This is a genomic window from Nocardia sputorum (assembly GCF_027924405.1).
Taxonomy (GTDB): Bacteria; Actinomycetota; Actinomycetes; order Mycobacteriales; family Mycobacteriaceae; genus Nocardia; species Nocardia sputorum.
On record NZ_AP026978.1, the window covers coordinates 5270154 to 5287997 of the forward strand.

The 17844-nt window shown below is 71.1% G+C and carries 16 protein-coding genes; 4 read left to right on the forward strand and 12 right to left on the reverse strand.

Going from position 1 to position 17844, the window contains the following annotated elements; genetic code table 11:
- Positions 1 to 335 precede the first annotated feature (335 nt).
- The 12 genes from QMG86_RS23880 to QMG86_RS23935 all read right to left on the reverse strand — a co-directional run bounded on the left by QMG86_RS23880 (position 336) and on the right by QMG86_RS23935 (position 12859).
- Positions 336 to 809 carry a GNAT family N-acetyltransferase gene (locus tag QMG86_RS23880; RefSeq protein ID WP_281874910.1) on the reverse strand — a complete coding sequence of 158 codons (474 nt, stop codon included), beginning with the start codon at positions 807 to 809 and terminating at the stop codon, positions 336 to 338.
- A gap of 82 nt (positions 810 to 891) precedes the next feature.
- Positions 892 to 1734: a DegV family protein gene (locus tag QMG86_RS23885; protein WP_281874911.1), complete on the reverse strand. Its 843-nt coding sequence runs from the start codon at positions 1732 to 1734 to the stop codon at positions 892 to 894.
- A gap of 3 nt (positions 1735 to 1737) precedes the next feature.
- Positions 1738 to 2433, reverse strand: coding sequence for a diglucosylglycerate octanoyltransferase (octT, locus tag QMG86_RS33635; RefSeq protein WP_350356416.1), 696 nt, complete (start codon positions 2431 to 2433; stop codon positions 1738 to 1740).
- 610 nt (positions 2434 to 3043) lie between these two features.
- On the reverse strand, positions 3044 to 3703 hold the full coding sequence (locus QMG86_RS23895) for a histidine phosphatase family protein (RefSeq protein ID WP_281874913.1): 660 nt from the start codon (positions 3701 to 3703) through the stop codon (positions 3044 to 3046).
- Positions 3700 to 4113 (reverse strand): ribosome silencing factor, encoded by a 414-nt coding sequence (gene rsfS, locus QMG86_RS23900; protein ID WP_281874914.1) that lies wholly within the window; start codon positions 4111 to 4113, stop codon positions 3700 to 3702. Before rsfS ends, QMG86_RS23895 begins: the two co-directional genes overlap by 4 nt.
- A gap of 100 nt (positions 4114 to 4213) precedes the next feature.
- On the reverse strand, positions 4214 to 4855 hold the full coding sequence (nadD, locus tag QMG86_RS23905; RefSeq protein ID WP_084489301.1) for a nicotinate-nucleotide adenylyltransferase: 642 nt from the start codon (positions 4853 to 4855) through the stop codon (positions 4214 to 4216).
- A 115-nt stretch (positions 4856 to 4970) separates the two neighbouring features.
- On the reverse strand, positions 4971 to 6932 hold the full coding sequence (locus tag QMG86_RS23910) for a hypothetical protein (RefSeq protein ID WP_281874915.1): 1962 nt from the start codon (positions 6930 to 6932) through the stop codon (positions 4971 to 4973).
- Between the two features lie 2 nt (positions 6933 to 6934).
- Positions 6935 to 8785, reverse strand: coding sequence for an HSP90 family protein (locus QMG86_RS23915; protein ID WP_281874916.1), 1851 nt, complete (start codon positions 8783 to 8785; stop codon positions 6935 to 6937).
- 54 nt (positions 8786 to 8839) lie between these two features.
- Positions 8840 to 9181, reverse strand: coding sequence for an MmcQ/YjbR family DNA-binding protein (locus QMG86_RS23920; RefSeq protein ID WP_281874917.1), 342 nt, complete (start codon positions 9179 to 9181; stop codon positions 8840 to 8842).
- A 10-nt stretch (positions 9182 to 9191) separates the two neighbouring features.
- The gene (locus tag QMG86_RS23925) at positions 9192 to 10619 is read right to left on the reverse strand and encodes a vWA domain-containing protein (protein WP_281874918.1); all 1428 of its coding nucleotides are present in this window, start codon (positions 10617 to 10619) and stop codon (positions 9192 to 9194) included.
- Positions 10620 to 10622: 3 nt separating this feature from the next.
- Positions 10623 to 11528: an AAA family ATPase gene (locus tag QMG86_RS23930; RefSeq protein WP_281874919.1), complete on the reverse strand. Its 906-nt coding sequence runs from the start codon at positions 11526 to 11528 to the stop codon at positions 10623 to 10625.
- A gap of 65 nt (positions 11529 to 11593) precedes the next feature.
- Complete coding sequence (locus QMG86_RS23935; RefSeq protein WP_281874920.1) at positions 11594 to 12859, reverse strand: glutamate-5-semialdehyde dehydrogenase; 1266 nt, start codon at positions 12857 to 12859, stop codon at positions 11594 to 11596.
- Positions 12860 to 12961: 102 nt separating this feature from the next.
- On the opposite strand from QMG86_RS23935, the gene QMG86_RS23940 reads away from it, so the two are divergent.
- The 4 genes from QMG86_RS23940 (at position 12962) to QMG86_RS23955 (ending at position 17621) form a co-directional block, all read left to right on the forward strand.
- Entirely contained in the window at positions 12962 to 13840 is an 879-nt protein-coding gene (locus QMG86_RS23940; protein WP_281874921.1) for a ribokinase, read from the forward strand.
- Between the two features lie 19 nt (positions 13841 to 13859).
- Positions 13860 to 15227, forward strand: coding sequence for a type I glutamate--ammonia ligase (locus tag QMG86_RS23945; protein ID WP_281874922.1), 1368 nt, complete (start codon positions 13860 to 13862; stop codon positions 15225 to 15227).
- Between the two features lies 1 nt (position 15228).
- On the forward strand, positions 15229 to 16308 hold the full coding sequence (locus QMG86_RS23950) for an amidohydrolase family protein (protein WP_281874923.1): 1080 nt from the start codon (positions 15229 to 15231) through the stop codon (positions 16306 to 16308).
- Between the two features lie 89 nt (positions 16309 to 16397).
- A complete protein-coding gene (locus QMG86_RS23955) occupies positions 16398 to 17621 on the forward strand; it encodes an RtcB family protein (RefSeq protein WP_281874924.1) in 1224 nt (407 codons plus the stop codon).
- The last annotated feature ends 223 nt before the right edge of the window (positions 17622 to 17844 follow it).

Below are 17844 nucleotides of genomic sequence, written 5' to 3' on the forward strand. Positions count from 1 at the left end.
CGAGAAAATCGGTCCGACCAGCTGATTCGACGCACCTGTTGATAACCCCCGGACTGTGCACAACTCGCCGTCGACCGGTCGGAGTCTTCATCCCCACACGCCGTGGACTACGCATACGAGCCTTCCCCTCGAGGCCCGCCCGAACGGTCCGCCCCCGACCGAACCGCAATGACCGGAACCGATTTCCGACCGGCCACGACGACCCGACGAAACATCTGGACAGCGAGACCCCTCCGCGCCCCAGCGGCGGCACGGCAACGCTCATCCCCTGGCCGCGTAAGTAACCCGAACGACGATGCCGCGACCGAACAGCAGGCCGAAGGAAGAAATGCGGTTCAGCCCAGATGCTTGGCGAAGCAATTCGACAAAGGGAGCACCTCGTACGGCGAGAAAATCGGGATCCGATGGTAGCCACTACGTTCGTAGAAGCGTACGGCTTCCGGTTGCAGGTGACCGGTCTGCAGGATCAACCGGGGGCGCCCGGCCGCCCGGGCGGCGTCCTCGGCCGCGGTGAGCAACAACGTCGCGGCGCCGGAACCGCGATGCGCCGGGCGGACGAACATCCGCTTGACCTCGAGATCCTCCGCATTCCATCGCAAGGCGGCGTGGCCGACCGGACCGTCGGAGTACGCCACGAAGGTACTGTGCACGGTGGCCGGGTCGACCGTATTCGGGTTCGTGGGCAACTCCCTCGCCAGATGGGCGTAGCGCGGCCCGACCTCGGCGGCCATCTCGTCGCGCAACGTCACCGCGTCCGGATGCGCCCAGTCCACCGTGGTCACGGTGAGTGGCGGCCGCACAGAACTCATGCCCCGACGCTAGCCGCACCGCGGGTGACGCACGAGCAATCGGATCACCGAGATTGTTGTCTGACCCGGAGCCCGCAAACGCTCAGTGGCACCCGCCCGGGACGACCAGCACGCCCAGCGCTCCCACCCCGAGGTGCACCGCCAGCGCGGGCCCGAACTCGGCGACGATGAGTTCTCGGATGCCAGGAACGAGTTCGCGCAGCCGGCCCGCGATGGTGTGTGCGGCGTCCTCGGCGCCGAGGTGTTGCACCGCCACCGCGGCGCCGTCCTCGCCCGCCGCCTCGACCGCCGCGGCGACGAGTTTCGCGTACGCCTTGGAGCGCGTCCTGACCTTCTCGCGCAGTTCCAGCCGTCCCTCCACGATGTGCAGCAGCGGCTTGGTGACCAGCTCGCTGCCGAAGAACGTCGCCGCCGAGGACAGCCTCCCGCCGCGGCGCAGCTGCTCGGTGCGGTTGACCAGGATGAACGTGCGAGCTCGCGCGGCAGCGGCGACCGCCGCGTCGTAGACCACGTCCAGCGGCGCCCCGGCCTTGGCCCGGCGCGCCGCGGCCAGCGTGGGCAGCCCGGTGGCCAGCCCGGCGCCCAGCGAGTCGACCAGGCGGACCCGGTCGGCGGCGTCCATGTCGCGCACGGCCTGCCGACCGGCCTCCCACGTCCCGGACAGCCGGCGGGAAAGGTGCACCGCGACAACGCCGTCGCCGCCGCTGCGTTCCCAAGCCCGCTCGTACACTTCGCGCAGCTCGCCGGGGGAGGCGGCCGAGGTGGTCACGGTGTCGGACGCATAGTCGATCTCGACCGGGTCGACGCCTTCCCGCATCGCCCGGTCACCGACCAGGACGTGCAGCGGGACGACGGCGATATCCAGCGAGTCGAGGTGTTCGGCAGGGAGGCTGGCGGACGAATCGGTGACGACCACGACTGCCACGGACTACCGAACCTCCTGCAGGGTCTTGACCATCGCGTTGGCCACCGCCGTGTGACCGTCCCAGCCCCAGTGGATGCCGTCCGGGTTCGCCTCGCCGGAGAAGATGTTGTCGCGCACCGCTTCGCCCAGGTCGACCAGCGGCACCGAGGTCCGGCCCGACCAGGCGCGCAGCGCCTCGACCGCCCGTGGCCGCCCGGAGTGCACGCGACCGTAGGCCGCGCAGTCGTGCACCGAGGGCAGCACCGCGACGACCGGCAGGTCGGGGCGCAACTGCGCCAGCGCGGTGCGGCACTGTTCCAGGTAGTCGACGCTCACTTTCGGTGGAAGCGCAACGGGTCTGCCGAGTTTCGACAACTTGGGCTGCAGCCAGTTGTAGGTGGCGCGGACGACGCGGCGCAGCGCGGGCGGGCGCACATAGCGGATGAGTTCGCGCAGCGCGGTCGGCAGCGGGGAGGGCAGCGTGTCCATGCCGCCGACGGCGAAGACCACCGCACCGGCGCGCGGCACCGCCGCCCACACCCGGGGGTCGCCGATCAGCGCCCAATAGGCATCGCGGCAGGTCCAGCCGATCCGGGCGACCAATTCGACGTCCCAATCCAACTCGGCCGCAACAAGATTCGGCCAGATGCGCGGATGGTCGGCGGGCAGCCCGCCCTTGGGTCCGAAGTAGGACAGGGAGTCGGCGATCACCAGCAGCACCGGGCGCGCGGCTTCCCGCGTTTCGGCGGGCTCGTCGGCGGTCGCGGATTCCGAAACAGTAGTGGCGGACTCGGCCGGAGCAGGTTCGGGTTCCCCGGACCCGGCGGGCTCGGTCGTCGCTGCGCTGGACTCGGTCGCGGCGGCGGCCGGTGCGGGCGCTGCGAAGATCGCGGCGCCCCCGGACCCGTCCACCGCCGGTTCATCGAGCACCGGCGCGAACTCTTCCGCCGCTGTAGCAACCGATTCGGCGATCACGTCGACCGCAGACTCGTCCACTGCTGAGGCAACCGATGCACCGAACGCTTCCGCCGAGTCGGCGATCGGTGCGGAGGCGTCGTTACCGGTGCCGCGGGACGAGGTGTCGCCGCCGACGTTCGCCTGTGGCTGCGCCCCGGTGACGATGTCGCCGGATCCGTCGCCCTCCGCGTCGGATTCGTCGGCGGACTCGGACCCGCCGCCGTTTTCCACGGCCGTGCCCGAAGCCCCGTCGGACGTAGCCTCGGGTTCGCGGGGAGCCGGTGGCGGGCCGAACAACGCGTCCGGCAACTGCCGTTCGGGCTTCGCCGACACCTTACGGAACAATTCGTCCGGGACCGATCTGATCGGCTCTTCAGAGGACATCCGGTGCTACCTTCGCCGCTGCGTTCCACACATCCAGACGCCAGCCGGGCTGTTCGATGCTCGGGCCGTGACTGCTCAGCTGCACCCAGCTGGTGTTGGCCAGTCCTCCGAGGATGGGCCAGTTCTGTGGCGGCAGGTCGAGCAGCGCGGCCGTGAGGGCGGCGATCAGCCCGCCGTGCGCCACCAGGATGATAGTCCGGCCCGGCCAGTCCTGTCGCTCGACCAGCAACTCCCGCACCACCGGCAGTGACCGCGCCCCGACCTCGAGTTTGCTCTCGCCGTTGGGCGGGGTGTAGCGCGCGTCCAGCCGCCACGCCATGCGCGCGCCCGGATAGTCGGCGTCGACTTCCAGATGGGTCAATCCCTCCCAGTCACCGAGATTGGTCTCCCGCAACCGGACGTCGGGCACGACGGTGAGCCCGGTGTGCTCGGCCAGCGCCGTCGCGGTGTCGAAGGCCCGCCGCAGGTCCGAGGAATGGATCGCGATGGCATTGCGCGAAACCAGTTCCCGCGCCGCCTCTTTGGCCTGCCGGCGACCGAGTTCGGTGAGATCGGTGTCGATCTGGCCTTGCATCCGGTCGGCGGCGTTCCATTCGGTTTGCCCGTGGCGCAACAGGATCAGGGTGCGCACGCCGGCATGTCTGCTCACGATCGCGCCTCGTCCTCCGTCGCCGCGGCGCGCGTCTCCGGCGCGGCCCCGGTGAGGCCGGCGACCGGCACGACGGGGCAGTCCTTCCACAACCGTTCCAGCGCATAGAAATTGCGCTCGTCGCTGTGCTGGATGTGCACGACCACGTCGACGTAGTCCAGCAGCGCCCAGCGGCCTTCGCGGGTGCCTTCCCGCCGGACCGGCTTGTGCCCGGCAGCGCGGAGCTTCTCCTCCACGTTGTCGACGATGGCGTTGACCTGACGCTCGTTGGGTGCCGACGCGATCACGAAGCAGTCGGTGATCACCAGTTGCTCGGACACGTCGAGCACCACCACGTCGGACGCCAGCTTCTCGTCCGCGGCCAGCGCGGCGACCTGCGCGATCTCCACCGACTCCGTCGACGCGGTCATGCCCGCACCCCCGTGGCGCTCGACTCCGGCTGGACCGCACTCGCGGCCTTGTCGAGGGTTCGCTCGCTCATCCCCGCACCTTCGCTGCGCTCGCTCACGCTCAGCTACCTTCCGCTGCTCCGGGCACATACAGGTGCCGCTTCGATATGTACTGCACCACGCCGTCGGGGACGAGGTACCACACCGGCCGGTTCTCGGCGGCGCGGCGACGGCATTCGCTCGACGAGATCGCCAGCGCGGGGACCTCGACCATGGTCACGGCATCCGCCGGGAGATCCCGTAGATGCTCCTCGAGATGGTCGATGTTCAGCTCGTACCCCGGACGGCTCACCCCGACGAACTTCGCCAAGTCGAACAGTTCCGCCCAATCCTGCCATGTCAGGATGCTGGCCAGCGCGTCCGCACCGGTGATGAAGTACAGCTCGGCGTCGGGATACGTCGATTGCATCTCGCGCAGGGTGTCGACGGTGTAGGTCACCTTGCCGCGGTCGATGTCCGCGCGGCTCACCGAGAACCGGGGATTGGACGCGGTCGCGATGACGGTCATCAGGTACCGGTCCTCGGCCGGGCTGACCCGCTTGTGCGATTTCTGCCACGGCTGCCCGGTCGGGACGAAGATCACTTCGTCCAGGTCGAACCGGTGCGCGACCTCGCTGGCGGCGACCAGATGCCCGTGGTGGATGGGGTCGAACGTGCCGCCCATCACTCCGAGCTTGCGGCCGCGCCGACCTGTCTCGTGCATGACTGCCGAGCTTAACGGGTCGCGCGCGGCCCGCACGGGCCGGTCAGCGGGGGCGGGCACTCAACTGGAGACACCCGCCCGCACTCCGGCCCGCCGCGGATCCGGCGGTGGCGCCTCAGGCGCTGGTTTCGGTGACCTGGCCGATCCTCAGCATCCGGGCCAGTTGCTCACGGGTGTGCGCGAGCTCCTCCGCCGCCTCGTCCGACTGCCCGGTCAGCGCGGCCAGGTCGGCGGTCAGCGTCCGCATCGAAGTGAGCCAGGGTTCGGGATCGCCTCCGGGAGATACCTGGAGCCAGGCCGCCGCGCGCACGCAACGCGCCCGCGCCGCCACCGCGCCCAGCGCGGCCCACAGTTCGGCGGCGCGGTGGTAGGCCGACACCGCCTCGTCGTCCTGCCCGCAGCGCTCGAGCGCGCCTGCGGCCGACCACGCCAGCTCGGCGTGCAGCCGCGTCCGCTCCGGGTCGCGCTCGACCAGCCGTGCCGCCTCGAGGAACTGCCGGGCGGCCTCGCGGTGCCGGTCCAGGGCGTTCAAGGACCGGCCGAACTGCGCGCGCACCACCGCCAGCTCGCCGGGCGGATACGGTATGGCCCCGCTGACCAGCGCCTGTTCGAACAGGGCGACGGCCTCGCCGTGGCGCTCGGCGCGGTGGAACGCGCGCGCGGCCACCACGGTGTGATGCAGCACGTCCGATTCGGACAACCCTTCCCAGCGTGCGGCGGCGCGCACCGCGGCGTCGGCCAGATCGAGGGCGCGGTCCGGCTGGCTCGCGATGGCGATGACCAGCTGCGCACCCAATCGGGCAGCCTCCTCCCGATCCAGCACCGGTGTACCGAGCGCCAGCGCTTCCCGCAGACGCGCTTCCGCCTCCTCCGGCGCATCGGCGAGCCGGGCGGCGCCGAGTTCGGCGAGTCTGCGTACCTCCGCGGCCCGGTCGCCGGAGAAGTCGTCGGCGACCGGAGCGTCGTCCGGCACCGTCCCGGCGCGGGGCAGCGTGCTACGCACACCGAGGGGTAGCCGGTCGAGCAGCGGTTCGGCGGCGAGCCGGGCAGCCGTGCGCAGGCTGACCGCGCTGTTGCCGTTGCGGGCGTCGTAGCGGGCGCACAGCGCGCCGATCTCGGTTTCCAGTTCCGCGCGTACCGATTCCACCGTGCCGTCCGCCAGCGGAAGATCGCCCAGGCGCAGCGCGACCAGCCGGCGCAGCAGCACGCACACGCCGGTCGCGAACGCCAGGCGCGCACCGGCGTCGGCGCCGGAATCGGCCAGCCAGCTCGCGTGCTCGGCGAGGATCTCCAGCCCGCGCGCCTCGTTGCCGGTCAGCGCGCAGAACTCCACGTGCAACGCCACCGACGGGCGCAGGTCCTCGGTATGCCGGACCAGCGGATACCCGGTCAGGTGCGCGCCGCGCGCCGCCGCGACGCGACCGGTGCGCACCAGCGGCAGCAATGCCTCGGCCAGCACGCGGTGCGGTTCCTCGGCGCAGGTCCGGTCGCCGTCGAGCACGGGTTTCCAGTGTGCGAGCGCGGCCTCGTCATCGCCGAGATACGCGCTGGTCACGCCCCATTCGCTGCGCTCACAGGCGTCGCAGTCGGACATACTGTCACGCGCGGCGGCCCGCGCCTGCTCCAGCCATGCGGCGGCCGCCGCGGTGTCGCCGATCTCGCGAGCGAGTTCGGCGCGCAGGGCCAGCACCGGCCGGAGACTGTAGCCGCGCTGCCGGTACCGCTTGTCCAGTTCGCCGAACCAGCGGTCGATCGTGGACAACGGTATCGCCGGATTGTCGATCATTCCCCACGTCACCCATTTCAGGTACCAGTGCACCGAATGCGTCATCGATCCCAGTTCGGCCGGGTGGTCGTCGTAGATGCGCAGCAATCGGCCGTAGGCCACGGGCACCAGGTCGCGTTCCCCGGCGTAGGTGTACGACTGCGCCAGCTCCAGCAGCACCCGGCCTTCGAGCACGCGATCCGATCCGCTTCTCGCGGCCGCGGCCAAGGTCTCCAGTCGCTCGGTCCGCGTCCGGCCGTGTGGCAGGGCGTAGACCTGCGCCAGTGCCGTGGTGATCTCGGCGGCGTCCATGCTCACTCCGTCTCTTCGCCGCGCCCGGCGGCGCGTTGGGTGGCCCAGCCCAGGAATTCGCCGAAGGCGCGGTTGAGCAATGCGGTGTCGGCCGCGCTCAGCGGCCGGTGGGTCATCAGCAGGGCCTGGCCGTAGAGCGATTCCACCGCCGTCTTCAGGAAGGCCGGGTCGCCGATGCGGGTCAGCCTGCGCACGATCGGGCTGTGGTGGTTGAGCACGAGCTGCGCTCGCGGCGTCGCGACCGCCAGTGCGCCCAGGATCTCGCTCCACAGTTCGTCGGCGTCCTCGGCGGTCTGCGCCCGCGCGCGTTCGTTGCGCGCGGCACGGCCGTCGAGGTAGAGCGCGGGCACGGTGACCGGGTGGAAGGCGCGCACGATCACATCGCATGCGAGCGGATCGAGCACGGTCCGCGCCAGCGCGAGCACCGGAGCCAGTGCCAGTTCCTCGCCCGGGTCGACCGGGTCGAGCGCCGCGGTGATCGCGTCGGTGTCCAGGTCCACCACCTCGACGCCGGGCAGCAGCCGAGGCAGCAGCGCGACGAGCTCGCGGTCGTAGGCGTAGCCGCCGTTGACGACGCCGATCCCCTGCGCGGCGGCGGTGGCCGCCACCTGGCGGAACTCCTCGACCGTCGCGGTCACCCGCACGGTGCGGTGGTTGCGGGCGAACTCGGTGAGCGGCACGCGCCCGTCGGTGGTCTCGAAATGCAGATGCGGCAGCATGATCCGCAGCAGGTCGGTCGAATGCCTGGCCAGGGCCTTCACCCCGAGCGCGTGCACGGACAGGAACGCCGCCAGCCGCTGCGGCTGCGCGGCGGCGATCTCGGTGAGCCAGTCCCGGATCCGATCGCCGAGCACCTCACGGACGACGGCGAGCCGCTCGTCCTCGTAGAGCCCCTCGCGCGACGCCGTGGGCCGCAGCGTGTCGGTGTCGATCACACAGCGCACGAAGAACGCCCAGTCCGGCAGCACGCCACGGACGGTGTCCCCGAGCAGCATCCCCTTCAAATACACCCGATGCGCACTGCTGTCGGACGGGTTCCCCGGTTGGGACAGCACATAGGCCACCCCGCTGACCCCCGCCGCACCGGCATCGAGGTCTATCACGTCGAGCGGGGCGAAGCCCAGCGTCCGGTGACCGTACTCGAGCAGGGCGACCCTGCGCTGTTCCACCGACGGGTACGCACGCCGCCAGACCGGCACGCCCTCGGTGATCGTCGTCACGGCACCGCCGGACGCCACCGTCACCTCGTAGGGCAGCAGCGACCCGAACTCGCGGGCCAGATCGGTCACCCGCTCCGGCCCGAACCACTCCCGCGCTCCCCCGCGCGGGCTGAGCCACACCGTCGTGCCAAGCTCGGCGTGGTCGCCCGGATCCAGCGAGCGCACCGCGTACGTGCCGTCGGCGCGGGCCAGCCACTCGACGGGCGGCGCGGCCGGATCGGTGGCCGAGCGGGTGACCACCCGGATGCTCTCGGCCACCGTGAAACAGGCCAGGAGCCCGATCCCGAACTGTCCGAGGAACTCTCGTCGCGCGTCTTCGATGTCGTCCCGCTTCGACGAGCGGCCGATGGTGGCGAGGAACCGGTGGACGTCACTCTCGGTCAGGCCGATGCCGGGATCGCTGATCCGCAGGCCCGCCTCGTCCACGGTGAGGCGAATGGCGGTGGGAGCCCGGGAATCGAGCCGGGTGCGCGCGGTGACCGCGTCGACGGCGTTCTGCAACAGCTCGCGCAGGTAGACCCGAGGACTCGAATAGAGATGATGAGAAAGCAGATCGACTATTCCGCGAAGGTCGACCTGGAACGAATAATTGTCGTGCACCGCCGCCCGACCCTGGGGCGTTGTGTTCACCATGGCCGCCGATCTTGTCGGCGCGCGCCAAAGATTCGCTTAACGAACCCTTTTCGATCACACGGTCGGACGTTTGCTCTTCGGTAGCTTGCGCACGACGGCCTCGTACGAGAGGTCGACCAGCTCGCGGACTTCGTCGTCCGGGACGGCGCCGCCGAGCTGCACGACGTTCCAGCCGTACCGCCCGATGTAGGCCGAGGCCGCCACGTCGTCCGGATACACCCGGACCAGTTCGTCGGCCTCCTCGCGGGTGCGTCCGCACTTCAGGCCGACCGACGTCGCGCCGAGGAAGGCGAAGATCTTGTCCCCCACCTTGGCGACGACGTCACCTTCCCACGGCTCGTCCTGCCAGGCGCCCGGCTTGGACAGGCAATAGTTCAGCAACGCGGCGTCGTCCATGCTCGTCTTCCTACACCGGCAACAGCCGGGACACGACGGCGGTGAGCTGTTTGGCCGAGCGGCATTCGTGCATCTCGATCACGTCGCGATATCTCTCCGCGGCGGAATCGCCGGAACCCCATTGGTTGCGTGGTTCCGGGTTGAGCCAGTGCGCGTGTTTGGCGACCTCGACCAGCGACCGCAACGTGTTCAGTTCGGGATCGCGGTAGTTCGTGCGGGCGTCGCCGAGGATCAGCAGCGAGCTGCGGCTGGTGACGGCGTCCGGATAGTTCCGCGCGAATCCGGCCAGCGCGTTGCCGTAGTCGGAGTGCCCGTCCAGGCCGACGACGCTCGCCTCGCCGAAGATCCGGGCCATCGCCCGGTCCAGCTGGGTGTGCGGATCGAAGAACCTGGTCACCTCGTCGATCTGGTCGACGAACGCGAAGATGCGCACCCGGGAGAACTGCTCGCGCAGCGCGCTCACCAGCAACAGCGTGAAGTTGCTGAAGCCGGCCACCGACCCGGAGACGTCGCACAGCAGCACCAACTCGGGTCGCCCCGGCCGCGGCTTGCGGTGCACCAGATCGATGGGCACCCCGCCGGTGGACATGGACGCGCGCAAGGTGCGGCGCAGGTCGATGGCGCCGCGGCGGGCGTGCCTGCGGCGCGCCGCCAAGCGCGCGGCGAGGATCCGGGCCAACCGTTGCGTACTGCGCTTGAGTTCGGCGAGTTCGGCTTCGGAGGCGCGCAGGAAGTCGACCTCCTCGGCTTGGCGGGCTACGCCGTAGCTCGCGACGCGTTCCCGGCCGATCCGCTCGGCGACCCGCCGCCTGGTCTCGGCCTCGACGGTCGCGCGGAAACCGGTGATGCGCTGCCGCGCGGCGCGGCGGGCGATCTCGGCGTCGAACTCGCTCGCGTCCGGTCCGAGGGCCATACCCGCGAGGATGCGCGCCAGCAGCGTCTGCGGCTGGACCTCCTTCAGCGCCTGATAGGACGAGAAGGACGGGCCCCGGGCGGACTGGTACTGGCCGAGCTGTTCGACCAGCTGCGCGGCCAGCGCCTCCAGCTGTGGCGTCGCCGACTCCTGCGCCAGCAGTTGCGCGAGCAGTTCGCGCAGCGCCGGGATGTCCACGTCGCCCGACGGCGTGTGCGGAATCTCGATCTCGTCCTGGGCGGCGGCGCGTTCCCCGACGGCGACCGGGAACCACAGGTCGAACAGCCCGTCGAAAGTGGCGCGATGGGTGGTGCGCCGCAGCAGCGCGCAGGCCAGCCCTTCGCGCAGGACCTCACGGTCCATCAGGTCGAGCACGGTCATCACGCGGCCCGCGTCCACCGTCTCCGACGGCCCTACCGGTATGCCGCGCGCCCGCAGCGCTTCGACGAATCCGACCAGATGCCCGGGGATACCGTGCGGCGCGCTCAGGGACGCGATCTCCGCGGGGACCGACCCGGTCGCCATGGCTCAGGCCAGCTTCAGTTCGGCCAGCGCGCGCTGGTGGTCGCTCTGGTGTTTGAGGACGACGCCGAGGGTGGCGCGCACGGTCGTGTCGTCCAGATCCCGCAGGCCCAGCGCCAGCAGGGTGCGACCCCAGTCGATCGATTCCGCGACCGAGGGCAGCTTCTTCAGCTGCATGCCGCGCAGCACGTGCACGATCCGCACCAGCTGCGCGGCGACCGCCGCCGACAGCTCGGGCACCCGGCTGGCCAGGATGCGCCGCTCCAGCTCCTCGTCCGGGAAGTCCAGGTGCAGGTACAGGCAGCGGCGCTTGAGCGCCTCGGACAGCTCGCGGGTGGCGTTCGAGGTGAGCACCACGAACGGTTTGCGGCTGGCGGTGATCGTGCCCAGCTCCGGCACCGTCACCGCGAAATCGCTGAGCACCTCGAGCAGCAGGCCCTCGATCTCGACGTCGGCCTTGTCGGTCTCATCGATCAGCAGCACCGTGGGATCGGCGCGCCGGATCGCGGTCAGCAGCGGGCGCGACAGCAGGAACTCCTCGGTGAAGACGTCGGCCTTCGTCTCCTCCCAGTCGTTCTCGCTGGAGGCCTGGATGCGCAGGATCTGTTTGGCGTGGTTCCACTCGTACAGCGCGCGGGCCTCGTCGACGCCCTCGTAGCACTGCAACCGCACCAGTTCCGCACCCGAGGTCTGCGCGACCGCGCGGGCGAGTTCGGTCTTGCCCACCCCCGCCGGCCCCTCGATCAGCAGCGGCTTGCCGAGGCGATCGGCGAGGAACACCGAGGTGGCGGTGCCCTTGTCCGCCAGGTAGCCCGTGCTCGCCAACCGTTCGATCACGTCGTCCACCGACGCGAAGATCGGCTCCTGTACTGCGCTCTCCGACACCACCCGGCACCTTCCCTTCCGAACCATCCCCCACGCTACGGCAGCGCGGCCCCGACGCCGACCCGGCGTCGGCCGCGGCCGCGGAGCACCGGTCAGACCGGCCGGATCTGTCCTTCGCCCCAGACGATCCACTTCGTGGAGGTCAGCTCCGGCAGCGCCATCGGGCCGCGCGCATGCAGCTTCTGGGTGGAGATGCCGATCTCGGCGCCAAAGCCGAACTGCTCGCCGTCGGTGAACGCGGTGGAGGCGTTCACCATCACGGCGGCGGCGTCGACCCGGCCGGTGAACTCGCGCGCGGCGGCGAGGTCGCCGGTGACGATGGCCTCGGTGTGGCCGGTGCCCCAGGTGTTGATGTGCTCCACCGCCGCGTCCAGGTCGTCGACCACCTTGAGCGCGATGTCCAGGGTGAGGTACTCCTCGCCCCAGTCGGCATCGGTGGCCGGAACCTGGCCGGGCAGGTCACCGTGGATGGTGACGCCGGAACGCTCCAGCGCCGCGGTGAGCCGGGGCAGCGCGGTCTCGGCGATCGCGGCGTCGATCAGGACGGTCTCGGCGGCATTGCACACGCTCGGACGACGGGTCTTGGCGTTGATCAGGATCCGCTCGGCCATCTCCAGATCGGCGGCGGCGTGCACGTAGACGTGGCAGTTGCCGGTGCCGGTCTCGATGGTGGGGACCTGCGCGTCGCGTACGACCGCGTTGATCAACCCGGCGCCACCGCGCGGAATGACCACGTCGACCAGGCCGCGGGCCTGGATCAGATGGGTGACGCTGGAACGGTCCTCGCTCGGCAGCAGCTGCACGGCGTCGGCCGGGATGTCCTGCGCGGCAAGCGCTTCGCGCAGCACCGCGACCAGCGCGGCGTTCGACCGGGCCGCCGAGGACGAGCCGCGCAGCAGGGCGGCGTTACCGGACTTGAGCGCCAGCCCGAACGCGTCGACGGTGACGTTCGGCCGAGCCTCGTACACCATGCCGACCACGCCGAGCGGCACGCGCACCTGCCGGATCTCCAGCCCGTTGGGCAAGGTGGAGCCGCGCACCACGACACCGACCGGGTCGGGCAGCCCGGCCACCTGACGCAGCCCCGAGGCGATGCCGTCGATGCGCGGCTTGGTCAGCCGCAGCCGGTCCAGCAGCGACTCCTCGATGCCCGCGGCCTGCGCCGCGGCGATGTCCTCGGCATTGGCGGCCAGCACCCGGTCGGCGGCGGCCAGCAGCGCGTCGGCGGCGGCGTGCAGGGCGTCGTTCTTCTGCGCGGTCGTCAGCTGGGCGAGTGCCCGCGACGCGACCCTGGCCTTGCGGGCGGCCTCGTGCACCACCTCGCGAACATCCGGCTGGGTGGTCGTTCCTACCGTCATGGGTACAGCCTACGCACCGGGCCCGACGCCGATTCCACCCGCTGTGACGCGGACTCACCGGATGCGTGCGCGTCTCCGGCCGGGCGACTACCGTCCGGCGATATGACGGTCGAACCGGACGCTCCCGCGATCGTGGTGCTCGGCAGCATCAACATGGACTTGGTGACCACGACCGCGCGCAGGCCCGTCCCCGGCGAGACGGTCCTCGGCAGCGGCTTCGCCATGGTGCCGGGCGGGAAAGGCGCCAATCAGGCCATCGCGGCGCAGCGGGCGGGCGGCGCGGTCCGCTTTCTCGGGGCGGTCGGCGACGACGTCTTCGCCACCGAACTGCGCGGCGCGCTCACGGACGCCGCGGTGTCGGCCGACCGGCTGCGCACCGTCACCGGACCGAGCGGCATCGCCACGATCGTGGTGGACGACGGCGGCGAGAACAGCATCATCGTGGTCGGGGGCGCCAACTCGCGGATGACCGAGCTGACCGAGGACGACCTCGCGGCCATCGCGGCGGCCGATATCTTGCTGTGCCAATTGGAGATTCCGGTCGAAACGGTCGCCGCCGCGGCGCGCCACGCGCACGCGCACGACACGACGGTGCTGTTGAATCCCTCACCGGCCCGCCGCTTGCCCGCCGACCTGTGGGCCGATGTCGATGTGGCCGTAGTCAATTCGGGTGAGGCGGAGCAGCTGGGCGCTGACCTCGACGCCGTCGCGCACTTGGTCGTCACTCGCGGGGCGGCGGGCGCGGACTATCGCGGGCCGGACGGCGCCCGCCTGTCCCGGCCGAGCCCGCGGGTGGAGGTCGTCGACACCACCGGCGCGGGCGACGCCTTCACCGGCGCGCTGGCCGCGGCCTGGCATCGCGGCCCCGAGTGGGCGCTGACCTGGGCTTGCGCGGCCGGGGCACTGGCGACGACCCGGTTGGGCGCGAGCAGTTCGATCCCGGCTCGCGAGGAGATCACCGCCGCTCTGGTCGCGGAGTAGCGGCGATATCGTGAGGGGCATGGCCACGCCGGACCGCATTCCCGCCGATAGCGACACCGCGCATATCCAAGGGCTGGACGCGTCCATGGTCGCGCTGAGTTTCGTGGACAACGCGGGTATCACGCGCGTGAAAGCCGTTCCGAAGCAGCGGCTGGGCTCGGCGGCCAGGTACGGCGTCGGGGTGTCGCCGTGCTTCGAGACCTTCGCCTTCGACGACCTGATGGCGGTCGGGCGCTATCTCGGCGGGCCCGACGGCGATCTGCGGCTCATTCCGGATCTGTCCAGGCTGACCGAACTGGCCTGCCAGCCCGGCTGGGCGTGGGCGCCAACGGACAAGTACACCCAGGACGGAACCCGTTTCGTCGCCTGCCAGCGCCACTTCGCGGCCCGCCAGACCGCGGCGGCGCGGGCGGCGGGGCTGCGGTTGGCCATGGCCTTCGAGACCGAGTGGGCGGTGGGGCGCGCCGACGACGCCGACGGCTTCACACCGGCGATCGACGGCCCCGCCTACGGACTGGTGCGACTGGGGCAGGTCGCCGATTACGCCGCCGACCTGGTCGCGGCGCTGGAGCGACAGGGAATCGCCGTCGCGCAGTTCCACCCGGAATACGCGCTCGGGCAACTGGAGCTGTCGGTCGAACCGTCCGAACCGGTCACCGCCGCGGACGAGGCCGTGCTGGTCCGGCACACGATCCGTCAGGTGAGCGCGCGGCACGGCATGCGGGCGTCGCTGGCTCCGTGCATCAAGCCGGACGGCGCCGGTTCCGGCGCGCACCTGCACCTGTCGGTGACCGACGACGAGGGCCCGCTGTTCGCGGGCGGCGACGGTCCGCACGGCATACGACCGATCGGTGCGGCGTTCCTGGCGGGGGTGCTGCGGGAACTGCCCGCGCTGGTCGCGGTGGGCGCGGGCAATCCGGCGAGCTTCCTGCGGTTGGCGCCGTCGCGCTGGGCCGGGGTCTGGCAGTGCTGGGGACGCGAGACCAGGGAGGCCGCGTTGCGCTTCGTCACCGGGGTGCGCGGCACCGAGGGGTGGGCGGCCAACGCCGAGATCAAGTGCTTCGACGCGACCGGCAACCCGTACCTGATCGTGGGGTCGGTCATCGCCGCCGGGCTCGCCGGTGTCGCCGAGCGGTTACGTCTTCCGGCCGAGATCACCGGGGACCCCGCGACTTTCGACGCCGAAGCACGCATGATGTCGGATGTGCGCCGCCTCCCCACCACACCGGCCGAAGCCGCCGACCACTTCGCCGCGTCCGAGGTGCTCGCCGACGCCATGGGCGTCGAACTGCACGACGCGCTGCTCACGGTGCGCCGCGCGGAAGCGCAGCGGTACGCCGGCGCGAGCGCCGAAGCGCTCGTCGCCCTGACACGCCGGCGGTTCTGACATGCTCACCGACGGTGTCCGGCTCACCGACCACCACTGTCACGGCGTGCACACCGCGAACCTGGACCGGCCGGGTTTCGAGCGCATGCTCGGTGAGGGCGCCCACGGGAGCTTCGACTCCGCGATCGGGCTCGCCGTGCGCCGCTGGTGCGCGCCCGCGCTCGACCTGCCCGCCCACGTCAGCCCGGATGTCTACCTCCGGCATCGGGCGAGGCTCGGCGGGCGCGAGGTCGCGGCGCGGCTGCTGCGTGCGACCGGGGTGACCCGGTGGTGCCTGGATACCGGGATCGGCGGCGGCACAGCCGATTTCGCCGCCCTGGTGGACGGCGAGGTACGCGAGGTGGTCCGGCTCGAAGCGGTCGCTGAGCGCGTCATCGCGCAGGTCGGCGCGGTCTCCGGGGTGTACGAGCACATCGAGGCGGAGTTGCGGGCGCGGGCCGCGGGCGCCGTCGGGCTGAAGACGATCGTCGCCTACCGGTGCGGTTTGGACTTCCCGCTGCGGGATCACCCGCCGACGAGTTTCGCGCCCGAACACCGGCTCACCGATCCGCAGTTCCTCGGCTGGCTGGTGGGCCTCGGCGCGCGGATCGGCGCCGAGCTCGGTCTTCCCCTGCAATTCCACACCGGATTCGGCGATCCGGATCTGCGCCTCCGCCACGGCGACCCGCTGCTGCTCACCGACTTCCTGCGCCGGACCGCGGGCACCGGTCTGTCGGTGATGCTGCTGCACTGCTGGCCCTTCCACCGCCACGCCGCCTACCTCGCGCACGTCTTCGACCACGTCCACCTCGATCTCGGCCTGACCATCCCTTACGTGGGACAGCGGGCCGGGGCCGTGCTCGCCGAGACGCTGGAACTCGCCCCGTTCCGTGCGCTGTGCTATTCGTCGGACGGCTACGGGCTGCCGGAACTGCACCACCTCGGCGCGCTGCTCTGGCGGCGCGGCCTCGGCAAGCTGATCGACGAGTGGATCGCCGACGACGCGATCACCACTGCCGACGCCGAAACGCTGATCGGCGCCATCGCCCATGGAAACGCCGAGCGCGCCTACCGGGCGCGGTTCGAGACCGCCGTCGGCTGATCCACCATCCCGGTCGGTCGGATATTCGAATGCGCCGGGTGCCGCCGGTCCCTACCGTTGATGTGGAAGACAACGGAAGGATCGAAACCATGTTTCCCGTCGAGCTGCGCGGCACCAAGGCGCAGACGCTCATGTGGGCCCACGAGCACGAGGTCGAGCAGGCCGCGCTCCAGCAGCTGCGCAATATCGCCGCGCTGAAATGGGTCCACGGCGTCCGCGTGATGCCGGACGTGCACCTCGGCAAGGGGGCCACGGTCGGCTCGGTGATCGCGATGCGGGACGCGGTGTCGCCCGCCGCGGTGGGCGTGGACATCGGCTGCGGCATGGAGAGCGTGCGCACCGACCTCACCGCGGCGGATCTGCCCGACAACCTGCGTTCGCTGCGGTCGCGCATCGAGGCGGCGGTGCCGGTGGGCTTCCAGGCGCACCGCGACGCCGTCGACGTCATCCGGCTCGGCCACCAGGTCGCCGGGCTCGGTGCGAGCACCGCGACGTTGCGGGCGGGCTGGGACCGTTTCTGGGGGTCGTTCGGGGCGTTGGACGACCGGGTGCAGTCCCGGGAGTCCAAGGCGCACAAGCAGATGGGCACGCTCGGCGGCGGAAACCACTTCATCGAGGTCTGCCTCGACCAGGACGACCACGTGTGGATTCTGCTGCACTCCGGCAGCCGCAACATCGGCAAGGAGCTCGCCGAGCGGCACATGGCGATCGCGCGCGGGCTGCCGCACAACGTCGATCTGCCCGACCGCGACCTGGCGGTCTTCGTCTCCGGCACGCCGGAAATGGAAGCCTACCGGCGCGACCTCACCTGGGCGCAGGAGTACGCGGCGCGCAACCGCGCGGTGATGCTCGCCCTGGTCTGCCGCGCGGTCGCCGCCGAGTTCGCCGAGCGCGGTGTGCGTTTCGAGCAGCCCATCAGCTGCCACCACAACTACGTGGCGGAGGAAGTCATCGACGGCGTGCCGATGCTGGTGACCCGGAAGGGCGCCGTGCGCGCGGGCGAAGGCGATCTCGCGCTGATCCCGGGCTCCATGGGTACCCGCTCCTATGTGGTGCGCGGCAAGGGCAATCCGGCCTCGTTCCAGTCGGCGTCGCACGGTGCGGGACGGCGGATGAGCCGCAACGCGGCCAAGAAGCAGTTCACCGTCGCCGATCTCATCGCCCAGACCGAGGGCGTCGAGTCCCGCAAGGACGCGGGCGTGGTGGACGAGATCCCGGCCGCGTACAAGGACATCGACGAGGTCATCGACGCACAGCGGGACCTGGTCGACGTGGTCGCGACGCTGCGCCAGGTGCTCTGCGTCAAGGGCTGATCGGCGCATCCGACCGCGCGCCGGGCGATCCGCTCGCCCGGCGCGATGTCGCGGTCGGCGCGGCTGCGATGTGGCGCCGAACCGCTCCCACGGACACCGGTGCCTGCCCTCGAACACTCGGTCCTGACGGGGCCTGCTCGGTTCCCGTGACGGTGACGGCGCCCGCTCGGTCGAGCGCCGGATTGGACGCACCCGTTCCCGAGGGTCTGGCTCTCCCGGCGGT

Coding starts and splice junctions, on each gene's coding strand:
- QMG86_RS23880 (WP_281874910.1), bottom strand. CDS start 809: ATGAGTTCTGTGCGGCCGCCACTCACCGTGACCACGGTGGACTGGGCG.
- rsfS (WP_281874914.1), bottom strand. CDS start 4,113: ATGACCGCGTCGACGGAGTCGGTGGAGATCGCGCAGGTCGCCGCGCTG.
- nadD (WP_084489301.1), bottom strand. CDS start 4,855: ATGCACGAGACAGGTCGGCGCGGCCGCAAGCTCGGAGTGATGGGCGGC.
- QMG86_RS23910 (WP_281874915.1), bottom strand. CDS start 6,932: ATGGACGCCGCCGAGATCACCACGGCACTGGCGCAGGTCTACGCCCTG.
- QMG86_RS23915 (WP_281874916.1), bottom strand. CDS start 8,785: ATGGTGAACACAACGCCCCAGGGTCGGGCGGCGGTGCACGACAATTAT.
- QMG86_RS23920 (WP_281874917.1), bottom strand. CDS start 9,181: ATGGACGACGCCGCGTTGCTGAACTATTGCCTGTCCAAGCCGGGCGCC.
- QMG86_RS23925 (WP_281874918.1), bottom strand. CDS start 10,619: ATGGCGACCGGGTCGGTCCCCGCGGAGATCGCGTCCCTGAGCGCGCCG.
- QMG86_RS23930 (WP_281874919.1), bottom strand. CDS start 11,528: ATGGTTCGGAAGGGAAGGTGCCGGGTGGTGTCGGAGAGCGCAGTACAG.
- QMG86_RS23935 (WP_281874920.1), bottom strand. CDS start 12,859: ATGACGGTAGGAACGACCACCCAGCCGGATGTTCGCGAGGTGGTGCAC.
- QMG86_RS23940 (WP_281874921.1), top strand. CDS start 12,962: ATGACGGTCGAACCGGACGCTCCCGCGATCGTGGTGCTCGGCAGCATC.
- QMG86_RS23945 (WP_281874922.1), top strand. CDS start 13,860: ATGGCCACGCCGGACCGCATTCCCGCCGATAGCGACACCGCGCATATC.
- QMG86_RS23950 (WP_281874923.1), top strand. CDS start 15,229: ATGCTCACCGACGGTGTCCGGCTCACCGACCACCACTGTCACGGCGTG.
- QMG86_RS23955 (WP_281874924.1), top strand. CDS start 16,398: ATGTTTCCCGTCGAGCTGCGCGGCACCAAGGCGCAGACGCTCATGTGG.